The following is a 14,677-nucleotide window of genomic DNA, read 5'->3' as shown; positions in this document are numbered from 1 at the left end:
TGAGGGGAGATGATGCTAGACGAGCTTGATCTTCTCGACGTCGGTGCGGGAGGTCTCGCGATACAGCGCGAAGCGATGACCGATGACCTGCACGACGTCGGCGCCGGTGCGCCCGGCGAGCTGCTCGGCTGCCTCACGGCAGGTGAGGTCGGAGCCGTCCTGGACCGCGCACTTGATGAGCTCGTGCGCCTCGAGGCTCTCCTCGGCCTGGGCGACCACGCCGTCGTTGACGTCGCCGCGGCCGATGTGGACGACGGGCTCGAGGTGATGGGCGAGGCTGCGAAGCTGACGGACCTGTTTGCCGGTAAGTGCCATGGAGGAAAGCTCTCTTTCTGGAAATGAGGTGATATCGCCGGTCAACGATATAGCACGGGGCTGGTAAATGCCACCCTTTGCGTCGGCTTCCCCCGTTTTTTCATGGAGGCGTGCGATCGCGGTGAGAAGGTCGCACGCGACGGGCATACGGTAGGATGATTTGCGGCGGTGCATGCGCCGCCGGGTCGACCGTGGATATCGGAGGGTGTTTCGTGGCGGGAAATCGAGATGACCGACGTACGGCGACGACGAATGGGCGCCGACTCGCGAATACCCGCATGGGAACGGGCCATGGCGGTCGAGATACGACGTCACCTACGGTACGGCGGCCTCTGAACGCGGTGGACGCCGCGAAGCGGGCCGCCCGCGCCGATAATGCTGCCGACGAGGAGCGATTCCGCAGTGCTGCCGCGGGCACGCATGCGCGTCGCGTGACGCATGCGTCGTCCGACGCGCGAGCGCAGCGGCGTATCCGTGTGGCAGCATTGTCGATCGGGGCGATGCTGGCGGCGCTCGCCTTCTATGCGGTAAGCCAGGCGGTCGTTCGCGTGATGATCTATTCCGACAGAGGCGAGGCCGCCGTCGAGGAGGCGACTGCCGTGGCAGGCGATGCGACGAGCGCCCGCGCGGTGACCTTCGATGGGGGAGCTTCTGACGGGCAGCTGCGCGTTGGGCGCTTCGTCTATCGCGCACAGTCCGATGGCGACGGCCGTGTCACCATCGTACGCGGCGATGTGGACTCAGGCGCCGCTGACGGTATCGGGATCTTCGAGGTCATCGGTGATGTCGTCGGTATGGCGTATGCCCATGGTGTGCTGTACGTGGCTGCCAACGCGGACGACGGCTACGAAGTCTGGTCCTACATCGATAGCCAGGGAACTTCGGCCGAATCGGTGCTCTCGGGCGAAGGGGCGATCGATGCCATCGAGTGCGGGGAGCATGCGATCGAGGTGATTACCGAGGACGGTGGCCGAGCCGTCGTGGTCCGGCTCGACGAGGAGTAGGGGGCCGTTTACAGATAGGACAGGAACGACAGGTAGGACTGCGCGCTGTCGGGTACCGAAAGGGTCATGCTCTGGCCGAGGGCGTCGATGGTGACGTAGGAGGGGTCGTCGTAGGTGGTGACGGTGGCATCGGTCTGCTGGTAGGTGGTGTGGACGCTGCCGGTCGCCGTGGCATCCTCGGGCAGCTCGGTGACGCTCCATGAGGAGATGGCGAGCTCGTCGATCGCCTGGTCGACCTGCTGCTCGGACATGCCGGTCGTCGCGGCGATGGCGTCGACGTTGTCGCGCAGGGAGTTCTCGACGATGCCTTTGACGCCCGAGGCATCCAGCGCGGCGTTTAACGCGGCGTATTTCGCGTTGCCGCCGATGCCGAGTAGGGCCTGCGAGATCGGAGTGCCGGCGAGCACCGTGTTGCAGAGGGCGGACAGGATGCCGAGGATGATGACGATCACCGCGAGCGTTCCTGCGATCGCGCGCGTGAAGTTGTTCATGGAAAAGCTCCTTTGCGATGGTGGAGGATGACCACCATATGCCCGACCTGCCGGTAAACAACGCGGCAACGTCCCGTTCGGGCGTTCTCCACAAGCTGCCCAAAACAGCGGCGGGGGTCGTCCGGATATTCGAACGACCCCCGCACGGCGGCTTTGATGCTGTCTGTCGGCTAGTTCTTGAGCGAGTTGAGCGGGGCGGGGAAACGGCCTCCGCGGTGCGCGAACACGGTGCCGGCGTGCGGGTTCACCGGCATGATGGGCGCGCGGCCGAACAGGCCGCCGTAGTCGACCGATTCGCCCAGGCCCTTGCCGATGGCCGGGATGATGCGCACGGCCGTGGTCTTGTTGTTGATGACGCCGATGGCCATCTCGTCGGCGATGATGCCGGCGATCGCCTCGACGCTCGTGTCGCCGGGGATGGCGATCATGTCGAGGCCGACCGAGCAGACGCAGGTCATGGCCTCGAGCTTTTCGAGCGAGAGCGCACCGGCCTCGACGGCGGCGATCATGCCGGCGTCCTCGGAGACGGGGATGAAGGCGCCGGACAGGCCGCCGACGCTGGAGCTCGCCATGACGCCGCCCTTCTTGACCGCGTCGTTGAGCATCGCGAGCGCGCAGGTGGTGCCGGGACCACCGCAGGTGCCCACGCCGATGATCTCGAGGATGCGCGCGACGGAATCGCCGATGGCGGGCGTCGGGGCGAGCGACAGGTCGACGATGCCCTTCTCCACGCCCAGGCGACGCGCAGCCTCGCGGCTCATGAGCTCGCCGGCGCGGGTGATCTTGAAGGCGGTCTGCTTGATCTTCTCGGCGACCTCCATCATGCTCGCGGAATCGGGCAGCTGCTCGAGGGCGGCGGCCATGACGCCGGGGCCGGAGACGCCCACGTTGATGACGGCGTCGGCCTCGCCGGAGCCGTGCGTGGCGCCCGCCATGAACGGCGAGTCCTCGACCATGTTGGCGAAGACCACGAACTTGGATGCACCCACCGAGTCGGCATCGGCGGTGAGGCGCGCGGCGTCGAGGATGGTCTGGGCGACCATGAGCACGGCGTCCATGTTGATGCCGGCGCGCAAGCTGGCGACGTTGACGCTCGAGCACACGCGGCTCGTCTGCGCGAGGGCATCGGGGATGCTGGCGATCAGGCGGCGGTCGCCGTCGCCGATGCCCTTATGGACCAGGGCGGAAAAACCGCCCAAGTAGTCGATGCCGAGTGTCTCGGCCGCACGGTCGAGCGCATGGGCGAGCGGCGTGAGGTCGGCGTCGGGGCAGGCCGCGGCGATCTGGGCGACCGGCGTGACGGAGACGCGCTTGTTGACGATGGGGATGCCGTATTCGCGCTCGAGGGATTCGGCGGTGGGCACAAGGCGCTCCGCGGTGGTGGTGATGCGGTCGTAGACCTTCGTGCACATGCGCTCGAGGTTCTCGTCCGCGCAGCCCATGAGCGAGATGCCCATCGTGATGGTGCGGATGTCGAGGTGTTGCTCGGAAACCATGCCGCGTGTCTCGGCGATTTCGGCAGGCGTGATTGCCATGGGCGCTCCTTCGTTCGTTGCGGTGCATGCGATGCTTGCATCATTCTAACCAACTGGCCGCGTTCGCGTGCGAACGCGGCGTGAATGTGGACGGTTGCTGCCGCGCGCGGGGCGTGCGCGCCGAGCATTCCGGCAGGGGCGATTCGCTTAGCTCCCGAAGACCTCCTCGGCGATGCGCGCCGCGGCCGCCGCGTCCTTGGCGTAGAAATCCGCGCCGATCTGCGCGGCGTAGTCGGGCGTGAGTACCGCGCCGCCCACGATGACCTGCGCGTCCGGTGCCTCAACGCGCAAAAGCGCGATGGTTTCCTCCATGGCGCGGACCGTGGTCGTCATCAGAGCGGACAGGCCGACGAGCTTGACGCCGCGGCTCCGCACGGTGTCCACGATCGTGTGGGGATCGACGTCACGCCCCAGGTCGTAGACGGTGAAGCCGTAGTTCTCGAGCAGCATCTTGACGATGTTCTTGCCGATGTCGTGGATGTCGCCCTTGACGGTGGCCAGGCAGATCTCGCCCTTGCGTGCCATCCGCTGGGATCCCATGCGCTCGCGGATGGTGTCGAAGCCCACGCGCGCCGCCTCGGCCGACGCCATGAGCTGCGGCAGGAAGTACGTGCCCTTGTCGAACAGGATGCCGACCTCGTCGAGCGCGGGGATGAACCGCTCGTTGATGAGGTCGAGCGGATCGTGGTCGGCGAGCAGCGCCGTCGTCGCGGCGGCCATATCGCCCTTGCGTCCGGTGAGAATGAGGTGGCGGATGGGGTCGGCGGCGTCGGCATCGTCGTCGGTCGGGGAGACGCTCGTGCTGCCGTCCTGCCCGGGCGCCGGTCGCGCATCGCGCTTGTACGGGTCCGTCCAGGCGCCGAAGCGCTCGATATACGCCATCGACTGCTCGTCCTCCGCATTGAGGACGCGAAACGCGCGGACAGCATCCATGTAGCGCTCGGAGCCCGGGTTCATGATGGGGGCGTCAAGACCCGCGCCGAAGGCGGCGGCGAGGAAGGTCGCGTTGAGCAGCTCGCGGGCGGGCAGGCCGAAGCTGATGTTGGACACGCCGAGGGCGCATTTGACGCCCAGCCGCTGCTTGCAGGCGGTTACGGCGTCGAGGATCTCGAGCGCCTGCGCTTGGTTGGTCGATGCGGTCATGACCAGACAGTCGATGAGGATGCGCTCGGGCCCGATACCGTAGCGCGCGGCTTCGCTTACGATGCGCTCGGCGATGCGCACGCGCGCCTCGGCGGTCTCGGGGATGCCGCTCTCGTCGAGGGTGAGGCCGATGATGTTCGCGCCGTAGTGCGCGGCGATGGGCAGCACGGCATCGAGACTCTCGCGCTTGCCGTTGACCGAGTTGATGATCGGTTTGCCGGCGTAGCGGCGGACGGCCGCTTCGATCGCACGCGGATCGGTCGAATCGATCTGCAGGGGTAGCGAGGTCGCCGCCGAGAGTTGCTCGCAGAGGCGGGGCAGCACATCGACCTCGTCGATATCGGGCATGCCGACGTTGACGTCGAGGACGTCGGCGCCCTGCTCCTGTTGGGCGATGCCCTGGCCGACCGCGTAGTCTAAGTTGCCTTCGCGCAGCGCCCGCTGCAGGCGCTTCTTGCCGGTCGGGTTGATGCGCTCGCCCACGACGGCGATTGCGCGGCATGCGGTGGGAAGGCTCACGGTGCGCTGGGCGCTCGTGACGGTGAGGGCGGGCGCGACGCGGTGCGCGGTGGGGGTGCGGTCGGCGACGATGTCGGCGAGTAGGCGGATGTAGTCGGGATTTGTGCCGCAGCAGCCGCCGATAACCCCGACGCCGTCGTCGACCATGGCGCGAACCGCCTGCGCGTAGGCGTCAGGCAGGATATCGTAGACGGTGGCGCCGTCCTCGACGCGGGGAAGTCCGGCGTTAGCTTGCACCATGACGGGCTTTTCGGTCACGGCGAGCATGCGCGCGGCGAACGGGCGGAGCTCCGCGGGTCCGAGCGAGCAGTTGATGCCTACGACATCGGCGCCGAGCGCATCGAGCGTGATGGCCGCCACCTCGGGCGAGGTGCCCAAGAACGTGCGGCCGTCCTCCTCGAACGTCATGGTGGCGAAGATCGGCAGGTCGGTGTTCTCACGACAGGCGAGCACGGCGGCGCGGATCTCGGCGAGGTCGGTCATGGTCTCGATGATGAAGAAGTCGACGCCGGCGCGGGCGGCGGCGCGCGCCTGCTGGGCGAACAGCTCGTAGGCCTCGTCGAACGTCACGGTGCCCATGGGGCGCAGCAGCGCGCCGAGCGGGCCGATGTCACCCGCCACGTAGCGCGCGCCGCTCGCGCGGGCGCACCGCACCGCCGCATCGAACACCTCCTCGACCGTCGCCGTGTCACCGAGCTTTCGGGCGTTGGCGCCGAAGGTGTTCGTGGTCACGGCCTCGCTGCCGGCGGCGACGTAGGCGGCGTGGATCGCGGTGATCGCCTCTGGGTCGGTGAGGCACAGCAGCTCGGGCAGCTCGCCGGCGGCCAAGCCCGCCGCCTGCAGCATGGTACCCATGCCGCCGTCGAGCAGGAGGTGGCGCGTGCCTTCCAGCACACGGTGCAGATCGTCGTCGGCGATGCGCAGTGCGTCGAGCGTGCGTGGGCAGTAGGTGCCGCCGGCTGCGAGCGCGGCGGTCACGGGGGCGATCGGGTCGAGCGTGTAGTCCATGGCGGTCCTTCTCAGCGTGGGAAACGTGCGGCTGGCCTCATCATAGTGCGGAATAGCAGGTGGTGTCGCGCTCGCGGAACGGGCAGGCGCCGTGCAGGCGGCAAATCGAGCACGACGGGCGGTCGTTTGCCGCGTGCGGCTCGCCATCGAACAGGCCGAAGACGGCGGTGACGCTTTTGGAGGGGAGCAGCAGGTCGTCGTCGGTGACGGTGAGGCCGATGAGGCGCCCGGCGTTCAGCGCCGCCACGATCGGGCCCTGCGCGGAAAGCGGGCAGTCCCCGTAGCCCGGCGAGAAGCGCCAGTTGGCGGACAGGCCGCACGCTGCCGCGTCGCGCATCGCCTCGCTCTCCATGGCGCGCACGGTCGCCTCGATCGCGGCCGAAGCCGCAGCGTCGAGCAGCGTCGCATCGAGCGGTCGTTGGCCGGCGAGCGCGCGCAGGCGCCGCTCGCTTTCCATGCCGAGCGTGCAGGCGAGCACGACGCACAGGCGGGCGTCTTTGAGGTGGCGGAAGATGTCGCTGCCGTTCAGCTCCACCGTACTGCCGGCAAGGCGGATGCAGGGCATACCGTTCTCGTTGCGTGCCGCGGCGTCGATTGGGAAGACCCGCCGCACGCCGCGCGGAGCGAGCGTGCCTTCGAGTTCGGCTGCGGTGCTCTCGATGCGTTCGGCGAGCGCGTCGTCGATCGACTGGCCGGCATAGCCGAGGTAACGCAGCATCTCGGCGCGATCGATGGTCGGGCCCTCACCGGGAGCGGGCCGGTAGAGCACGGGGCTTGCGAGTTCGGCCGGCACGGCGGCGGGGGCCCCGGACGCCCTCGCGTCGGTTTGCGGGTTGCTAGCGGCGCAGGACATGCATGGCCGCCTGGGCGACGTCGGCGCGGTTCATGGTGTACACGTGCAGGCCGTCGGCACCGTGGGCGGCGAGGTCCTCGAGCTGGCGGCAGGCGTATTCGATGCCCGCCTCGCGTAGGCTCGCCGGGTCGTCCTCGTAGCGCGCGAGGATCTTGATGACGGGCGCGGGCAGCGACGCGGCGCAGGTGAACACCATGCGCATGATCTGCTGTTTGCTCGTGAAGGGCATGATGCCCGCGGTGATGGGGACGGTGATGCCGGCGGCGTCTGCGAGCTCGCGGAAGCGGTAGAAGTACTCGTTGTCAAAGAAGAGCTGCGTGACGAAGAAGCTCGCACCGGCGTCCTGCTTTTGCCGCAGGTGCTTGACGGAGGTCGGCAGGTCGTCGCAGGTGAGGTGCCCCTCGGGGTAGGCGGCGCCGCCCACGCAGAAGCCGGCGTCCACGAGCGCCGGCACGAGGTCCTTGGCGTAGGGGAAGGCGATGTTCTCGGCATCGGCCTCGCTCATGCCGGCGGGAAGGTCGCCGCGAAGCGCCAACACGTTCTCGATGCCCGCGGCGCGGAACTCGTCGATCTTGGCGGCGAGCGTATCAGGTGTGAGCGAGATGCAGGTGAGGTGCGCGACGGACGGGATGCCGAACTCCGTGCTGATCATCTGCGCGATCTGCGCGGTTGCCGCGGAGTTGCCCGAGCCGCCTGCAGAGTAGGTGACGCTCACGAAGTCGGGCGCGAGCGGCGCGAAGCCCCCTGCGACCTCGCGTGCCCGCTCAAGCGTGAGCTCGCCTTTGGGCGGGAACATCTCAAACGAGACGGGCTGGGCGCCTGCGGCGCGGGCATCGGCGAAGATCTGGTCGACTCTCATGGCGTCCCCCTTCGGTGCGCAAGGTACGGTGGGGGCATCATACACCGCTGACGGTGGGAGTCGATCGAGTGGTCAAGTCGAAACGTGTTGTTCACGGGATGCGCGGGATGCTCGGAAGCCGGTGGGACTGGCACGTCGCCAGGGTGATGAAGCGCTCAGCCGTTTCGCCGGATTCGTTTCATGGAGCGGGCTGTTTTGATCATGCGGGAGAGGTCGTTTTGACCGTTGTTTTGGCCCGCGCCTGCGTGCCCGCTGCTAATGTGGACAATCTGTTCAGATATGAAGGTTTTGCCGGAGCTTCGAGCGGAAGAATCGTGCCGTAAGCCGGGAATTCGGAGTTAGAGCTGGCCGATTTGGCCGAATTGCAACGCTGCACTGGAGTTTCTGAGCGACGAAGTAATACCAAACGATATTAGTTCGCCATGTAAAACCTTCATATCTGAACAAATTGCCCAAAATCGTGCCGAAGTCCCGAAAAACAAGGCGGGATGGGGGGAGCGGACCCCCATCCCGCCGGTGCTAGAGCCTGCAGGCTGCTGCGAGTTCGCGAGCGCAGGCGACGCCGTCGGCAATTGCGTTCACGACGAGCGAGGCACCGCCTCGAGCATCGCCGCATGCCCAGATTCCGCCGCTTGGCTCGTGTGCAGCTCCCGTGCATACACAGCGGTGCGCAGGCTGCGTACCCATAATCGGCAGGGGCCGTCCTGCGCCCGGTTCGGGCATGGCCACGCCTAGGGCGTCGAGTGCGCCGCGCTGGGGCCCGGTAAAACCGCAGGCGATCAGGACGAGCTGAGCGGGAACCTCACGTTCCGTCCCTAAAACGGGTGCGGGCGAGCCGCTGGACCAGTCGACGTCGACAATCTGCAGCGCACGCACCCGCCCATCGTCGTCAACCAGCACTTCGCGCGTGTCCGCGGACCAGGTGCGCACCTCGCCATCCATGAGGTTGATCGCTTCCTGCTGGCCGTAATCGGTCTTCTTGACGTTAGGCCACTGCGGCCAGGGGTTGTCCGGCAGGCGATGCTCGGGCGGTTCGGGCATGATCTCGAGCTGGCGAACGCTCGCCGCGCCCTGTCGCACCGCGGTGCCCAGGCAGTCGTTGCCTGTGTCACCGCCACCGATTACCACGACGTCGAGCCCGCGCGCATCGATTGCAGGTTTGCTGCCGCTCAACACCGCGCGCGTGCTCGCGGCAAGGTAGTCCACGGCAAGCACGACGCCGTCCGCGTGCGCGCCGGGGACCCGGAGCGTGCGGGCCTCACCGGCACCCGTCGCGATCACGATGGCGTCGAACGTGGCCGCCAGCTCCGCTGCAATCGCAGAGCTGGCGGCATCGGTGTCCAGCATGAAGGAGATGCCGCGCTCCGCCATGAGCTCGCATCGGCGTTCGACGACGTCTTTGGGGAGCTTCATGTTGGGGATGCCGTACATGAGCAGGCCGCCCGGTCGATCGGCGCGTTCGACGACGGTCACACGGGCTCCGCGGCGTGCAAGCTCCCACGCACAGGCGAGCCCCGCCGGCCCCGAGCCGATCACGGCGATGCGCGGCGCGTCGGCGGCTGTCTGCGGGAATGCCGCCGGTCCGCCGTGCGCCCATTCCCAGTCGGAGATGGCGCGCTCGGTATCGTGGATCGCCGTGGGCTGTCCCTCGACCGAACCCAAATTGCAGGCGGCTTCGCACGGCGCCGGACACACGCGGCTTGTGAACTCGGGCATTGGGCTGGTGAGCGCAAGACGTTCGGCTGCTTCGCGCCAGCGACCGCGCCAGACCAGGTCGTTCCACTCTGGGATGAGGTTGTGCAGCGGGCAGCCGCTCGAGCGCGCATGCCCGAAGGGGTGTCCTGCCTGGCAGAACGCCACGCCGCACATCATGCAGCGGCTCGCCTGGATGCGCCGCTCATCCTCGTCGAGTTCCCGGTAGAGCTCGTCGTAGTCGCACACGCGCTCCTCGATGGCGCGCAGCTCGTGCGTTTTCCGTCCATACGTCAGAAACGCGCCCTGCCTACCCATGGCGCTTCACCTCCTTCGTGCCCGTGACGACGGCGAACGCCGTCTCGAGCGCCTCCTCGTGCGTCGCGCCGCCACGCTCCTCATCGGCCACGATGGCCATCACGCGTTCGTATTCCACCGGAACCACCTTCACGAAATGCGCCGCGATGGCATCGAAACGGTAGAGCATCTTGATGCCGAGTGGGCTTTGCGTGGCGCGCGCATGCTCGACGATGAGCTTGCGGATCTGGGCGAGCTCATCGTCGGTCGGCTGGCGCAGCGCCACGGTGTCGAGGTTGCAGCGGCCGGCGAGCGTCCGGTACTCGTCGTACACGTAGGCGACGCCGCCCGTCATGCCGGCGGCGAAGTTGGGTCCCACCTCGCCCAGGATGAGCGCGCAACCGCCCGTCATGTACTCGCAACCGTGCGCGCCGACGCCTTCGACCACCACGGTGGCGCCGGAATTGCGCACGCAGAAGCGCTGACCGGCGCGGCCGTTCACAAAGCCGCGGCCACCGGTGGCGCCCATGAAGGCGACGTTGCCCACGATGACGTTCTCGTCGAATTTGTAGCTCGCCGTCTCGGACGGGCGGACCGAGACGGTACCGCCCGAGAGTCCTTTACCGAAGTAGTCGTTCGCGTCGCCTTCGACGTTGAGTTCCACGCCGCGCGGCAAAAATGCCGCGAAGCTTTGCCCCGCCGAGCCCGCGCAGTCGATGGTGATGAGCCCCTCGGGCAGGCCATCGGGGTGCGCCGCGGTAACGGCGTGGCCCAGCATGGTGCCCACGCAGCGGTTGACGTTGGCGATGTCGGCATGGAAGCGCTGGCGGGTGAGGTGCCGGCGCGCGTCGGCGGTGTAGGGGATGAACAGCGTGGCGTCGAGCGTGCGGTCGAGCTCGACGTCCGCGGCCATCTCGGGCAGGAAGTGCGGGCAGTCCGCGCCCGGTACCTGCGTGCCGAACTCGCACGTGGCGGGGGCGAGCACGCAGGACAGATCGATGCATCCGGTCTTCCAGTTGCCGTCGACCTCGACCTGACGGAGGTATTCGGGGTGGCCCACCATCTCGTCGACGGTGCAAAAGCCGAGTCGCGCCATGACGTGCCGCAGCTGCTCGGCCACGAAGAGCATGAAGCGCTCGACATGCTCGGGCTTGCCGGCGAAACGTCCGCGCAGGCGGCAGTTCTGCGTGGCGATGCCTGCCGGGCAGGTGTCGCGCTGGCAATCGCGCTGCATGAGGCAGCCCATGGCGATGAGCGGCATGGTGGCGAAGCCGAACTCCTCGGCGCCCAGCAGACATGCCACCGCGACGTCGGTACCGTCCATGAGCTTGCCGTCGGCCTCGAGCACCACGCGCGAGCGCAGGCCGTTTCGCAGGAGCGTCTGCTGCGTCTCCGCCAGGCCGAGCTCGAGCGGCAGGCCGGCGTGCCAGATGGAGTCGCGCGGTGCCGCGCCCGAACCGCCGTTGTGTCCGGAGATGAGGATCTTGTCGGCCGCGCCCTTGGCCACGCCGGTGGCGATGGTGCCCACGCCCGCCTCGGACACGAGCTTCACGCTCACGCGGGCGTCGGGATTCGCGCACTTGAGGTCGAAGATGAGCTCCGCCAGGTCCTCGATGGAGTAGATGTCGTGGTGCGGCGGGGGAGAGATGAGTCCGATGCCCGGCGTCGACTGGCGCACGCGGGCGATCCAGGGGTACACCTTCCTGCCGGGAAGGTGTCCTCCCTCGCCGGGCTTGGCTCCCTGGGCCATCTTGATCTGCAGTTCGATGGCCGAGGAGAGGTAACGGCTCGTCACGCCGAAGCGCCCGCTCGCCACCTGCTTGATGGCCGAATTCGCCGAGTCTCCGTTCGCGAGCGGGGTCTCGCGCCGTGGGTCTTCGCCACCCTCGCCGGAATTGGAACGGCCATGCAGGCGGTTCATGGCGATGGCCATGCACTCGTGCGCCTCCTGGCTGATCGATCCGTAGCTCATGGCGCCGGTGTTGAAGCGCGTGACGATGCTCCGCGCGTCCTCGACTTCGTCGAGCGGCACGGGTGTGCATCCGCGGTCATCGAAGTCCAGCAGGTCGCGCAGGCGCACCGCGCGCCCGGGCCGGCGAAGGTGCGCGCTGTAGGCTTCGAACGTCTCGTACGAATCGGTACGCACGGCCTGTTGCAGCAGGTAGATGGTATCGGGATCTATCAGATGGTCCTCGCCGTCCTGCGGGCGCCACTTCGTGAGGCCGAGGCTCGGCAGCGCGCCAGGGACGGCTGCGGCGAGCTGGGCGCAGGCGGCGTCGTAGCGCTCGTTCAGTTCGCGCTCTACGCCGTCGACCGCAAGACCGCCGACGCGCGAGACGGTGCCGCCGAAATAGCGGTCGATCATGCTCGGCGCCAAGCCCACCGCCTCGAAGATCTGCGCGGAGTGATAGCTCTGGACGGTCGATATGCCCATCTTGGACATGATCGACACGACGCCCGCCAATGCGGCGCGGTTGTAGTTGTCGATCGCCTCGCGTGCGTCGAGCTCGTGCCCGTCGGCGGCGATGAGGTCGCGCTCGTCGGCCATGCGCGCTACGAGTGCGTGGGCCATGTAGGGGTAGATGCCGCTCGCCGAGTAGGAGATGAGCGCCGCGAAGTCGTGGGCCGACAGCGCGTCGCCGCACTCGACGACGATGTCGGCGAACGTGCGCAGGCCAGCGCGCATGAGGGCGTTGTGGACGGCTCCCACGGCGAGCAGCGCGGGTATGGGCACCTCGCCGGTCTGGGTGCGATCGGACAGCGCGACGATGTTCACGCCTTCCCGTACAGCCTCGATGACCTGCGAGGACAGATTCTTCAGTGACCGTTCGAGGGAACCCGGGGCATCGTCGCGTCGGTAGGCGGCGCGGAAGGTGCGCGCCTCGAAGCCCGCGCGGTCGACGTTGCAGATGCGGCGGAAGCCGTCGCGGGTGAGCAGGGGGGATTCGAGCTTGATGAGGCGGCAGGAGGCGCGACAGTCCTCGAGTAGGTTGCCGTGGTTGCCCAGGTACAGCACGGTCGAGGTGACCAGATGCTCGCGCAGCGCGTCGATGGGCGGGTTCGTCACCTGCGCGAATAGCTGGAAGAAGTAGTCGTAGAAGGAGCGGGTTTTGAGCGAGAGGCAGGCGAGCGGTGCGTCGATGCCCATCGAGGCGAGCGGGGTCGACCCGGTTGCCGCCATGGGGCGCAGCACCTCCTGGATGTCGTCCCAGTGGTAACCGTAGCGCATGGCGTCCGCGGGGCGGGGCGCCGGTTCGAGATCTGCTGTGCCTTCTTCGTCCGCGTCGAGATCGTCCAGTTCGAGGGTCTCGTCCGCGATCCAGTCGGCGAAGGGCTTGAGCTTGGCGAACCCGTTGCGGATCTCGTCGTTGTAGCGGATGCGCGCATGCTCGAGGTCGACCTCGAGCATCTCGCCCGGACCCAGACAGCCGCTTGTGAGCACGTTGGCAGGGTCGATTTCGAGTGCGCCGACCTCGGAGCACAGCAGGAAGCGATCGTCGCGCGTGACGATGTAGCGAGCGGGGCGCAGGCCGTTGCGGTCGAGTGCGGCGCCGAGCGTGCGACCGTCGGTGAAGGCGATCGCGGCGGGTCCGTCCCATGGCTCCATGAGCATCGACTGATAGGCGTCGTAGGCGCGTCGCGCGGGCGTGAGGGTGTCGTTTTCGTCCCAGGGCTCGGGCATGAGCAGCGATACCGCTCGGGTGAGCGGGCGGCCGTTCATGACTAGGAACTCGAGCACGTTGTCCAAGATGGCTGAGTCGGAGCCCTCACGGTTGATGATGGGCAGTACACGCTCGAGGTCGTGCTGGAAGATGGGCGAGTACAGGTTCGGTTCGCGGGCGCGAATCCAGTTGACGTTGCCTTTGAGCGTGTTGATCTCGCCGTTGTGGATGATCAGGCGATTAGGATGCGCGCGCTCCCAGCTCGGGGTGGTGTTGGTGGAATAGCGCGAGTGGACAAGTGCCACGGCGGTTTTGACAGCGGCGTCGTTGAGGTCGATGAAAAAGCGACGCATCTGCGTTGCCACGAGCATGCCCTTGTACACGATCGTGCGCGCGCTCATGGAACACACGTAGAAGATCTTGTCCGCGAGCGCGTGTTCGGCGGCGGCGCGCTTCTCGACGGTGCGACGGCACACGTACAGGCGTCGCTCGAAGGCGTCCCCGGGCTCCGTGTCGGTGGGTCGACCCAGAAATGCCTGCTTGATCGTGGGCATGCACGCGCGCGCGGTCTCGCCCAGGTCGTGCGCGTCGACGGGTACGTCGCGCCAGAAGAGCACGGGGATGCCTTCCTGCGCGCAACCTTCCTCGAAGGCGCGAACGGCTGCGTGGACACCTTGCTCATCCTGCGGGAAGAAGAGCATGGCCACGCCGTAGTCGCCTTCGGCGGGCAGAAGCTGGCCGCACCGCTGCGCCTCCTTGCGGAAGAAGCGATGGGGGATCTGGAATAGGATGCCCGCGCCGTCGCCGGTGTTGCGCTCGAGACCGGTGCCGCCGCGGTGCTCGAGGTTGACCAGCACCGAGAGCGCATCGTCCAGGATCTGGTGACTGCGCGTGCCGTCGATCGAGGCGAGCGCGCCGATGCCGCAGGCGTCGTGTTCGAATTCGGGTCTGTAGAGGGTCTGTTCGCCCATGCGTCCTCCCCTGTCGGATCGAGGCGGGAATACATGCACGCGTGTGACGGTGCGCACGGGTGCGGCGACCCATGGTAGACAGCTGCGGTTGCCGCGGGTTTTCCCGCCGGTTTCCGTGTGGTTTCGATTTGACGGCCAAACGAAGTCGCTGCAGGACAGGTGGCGAAACGGGGCGGATCGCGTGTGATTGCGCGCGACAACGGGATGCGCCGCTTTGCGGTTTTGGCGCAGTGTCGGTCTGGCGGAACGGCAAATGTGCCGGATTGTCCGGCCTTCATATGTCGCGCGGCAGCAAGGTGGGCAATTTGTTCAGATATGAAGGTGTCGA

Annotated in this window: 9 protein-coding genes; 1 reads left to right on the top strand and 8 read right to left on the bottom strand. The window is 67.4% G+C overall.

The annotated features are described in order from the left end of the window. Positions 1 to 15: 15 nt before the first annotated feature. Complete coding sequence (gene yhbY / locus I6E04_RS04305; RefSeq protein WP_235421932.1) at positions 16 to 315, bottom strand: ribosome assembly RNA-binding protein YhbY; 300 nt, start codon at positions 313 to 315, stop codon at positions 16 to 18. 341 nt (positions 316 to 656) lie between these two features. Between yhbY and I6E04_RS04300 the strand changes: the two genes are divergently transcribed. Further along, a complete protein-coding gene (locus I6E04_RS04300; RefSeq protein WP_235421931.1) occupies positions 657 to 1,319 on the top strand; it encodes a hypothetical protein in 663 nt (220 codons plus the stop codon). 8 nt (positions 1,320 to 1,327) lie between these two features. Here I6E04_RS04300 and I6E04_RS04295 read toward each other — a convergent pair whose 3' ends face one another. The 7 genes from I6E04_RS04295 to gltB form a co-directional block, all read right to left on the bottom strand. After that, positions 1,328 to 1,810: a hypothetical protein gene (locus I6E04_RS04295; protein WP_235421930.1), complete on the bottom strand. Its 483-nt coding sequence runs from the start codon at positions 1,808 to 1,810 to the stop codon at positions 1,328 to 1,330. A 170-nt stretch (positions 1,811 to 1,980) separates the two neighbouring features. Then, positions 1,981 to 3,345 carry a PFL family protein gene (locus I6E04_RS04290; RefSeq protein ID WP_235421929.1) on the bottom strand — a complete coding sequence of 455 codons (1,365 nt, stop codon included), beginning with the start codon at positions 3,343 to 3,345 and terminating at the stop codon, positions 1,981 to 1,983. 147 nt (positions 3,346 to 3,492) lie between these two features. Beyond that, complete coding sequence (locus I6E04_RS04285; RefSeq protein WP_235421928.1) at positions 3,493 to 6,015, bottom strand: homocysteine S-methyltransferase family protein; 2,523 nt, start codon at positions 6,013 to 6,015, stop codon at positions 3,493 to 3,495. Positions 6,016 to 6,055: 40 nt separating this feature from the next. Beyond that, positions 6,056 to 6,868: a hypothetical protein gene (locus I6E04_RS04280; protein WP_235421927.1), complete on the bottom strand. Its 813-nt coding sequence runs from the start codon at positions 6,866 to 6,868 to the stop codon at positions 6,056 to 6,058. Then, the gene (locus I6E04_RS04275) at positions 6,852 to 7,727 is read right to left on the bottom strand and encodes a methylenetetrahydrofolate reductase (protein WP_235421926.1); all 876 of its coding nucleotides are present in this window, start codon (positions 7,725 to 7,727) and stop codon (positions 6,852 to 6,854) included. The genes I6E04_RS04280 and I6E04_RS04275 overlap by 17 nt, the downstream gene beginning before the upstream one ends. A gap of 519 nt (positions 7,728 to 8,246) precedes the next feature. Next, positions 8,247 to 9,737 (bottom strand): glutamate synthase subunit beta, encoded by a 1,491-nt coding sequence (locus I6E04_RS04270; protein ID WP_235421925.1) that lies wholly within the window; start codon positions 9,735 to 9,737, stop codon positions 8,247 to 8,249. Further along, positions 9,730 to 14,349 (bottom strand): glutamate synthase large subunit, encoded by a 4,620-nt coding sequence (gene gltB, locus I6E04_RS04265; protein WP_235421924.1) that lies wholly within the window; start codon positions 14,347 to 14,349, stop codon positions 9,730 to 9,732. The genes I6E04_RS04270 and gltB overlap by 8 nt, the downstream gene beginning before the upstream one ends. Between the last annotated feature and the right edge of the window lie 328 nt (positions 14,350 to 14,677).

The organism is Collinsella tanakaei (assembly GCF_021531055.1).
Lineage (GTDB): Bacteria > Actinomycetota > Coriobacteriia > Coriobacteriales > Coriobacteriaceae > Collinsella > Collinsella tanakaei_B.
The sequence above is the reverse complement of the archived record's forward strand: the minus strand, read 5'-3'. Positions and strand labels throughout refer to the sequence as shown.

Coding starts and splice junctions, on each gene's coding strand:
- I6E04_RS04270 (WP_235421925.1), bottom strand. CDS start 9,737: ATGGGTAGGCAGGGCGCGTTTCTGACGTATGGACGGAAAACGCACGAG.
- I6E04_RS04275 (WP_235421926.1), bottom strand. CDS start 7,727: ATGAGAGTCGACCAGATCTTCGCCGATGCCCGCGCCGCAGGCGCCCAG.
- I6E04_RS04280 (WP_235421927.1), bottom strand. CDS start 6,868: ATGTCCTGCGCCGCTAGCAACCCGCAAACCGACGCGAGGGCGTCCGGG.
- I6E04_RS04290 (WP_235421929.1), bottom strand. CDS start 3,345: ATGGCAATCACGCCTGCCGAAATCGCCGAGACACGCGGCATGGTTTCC.
- I6E04_RS04295 (WP_235421930.1), bottom strand. CDS start 1,810: ATGAACAACTTCACGCGCGCGATCGCAGGAACGCTCGCGGTGATCGTC.
- I6E04_RS04285 (WP_235421928.1), bottom strand. CDS start 6,015: ATGGACTACACGCTCGACCCGATCGCCCCCGTGACCGCCGCGCTCGCA.
- yhbY (WP_235421932.1), bottom strand. CDS start 315: ATGGCACTTACCGGCAAACAGGTCCGTCAGCTTCGCAGCCTCGCCCAT.
- gltB (WP_235421924.1), bottom strand. CDS start 14,349: ATGGGCGAACAGACCCTCTACAGACCCGAATTCGAACACGACGCCTGC.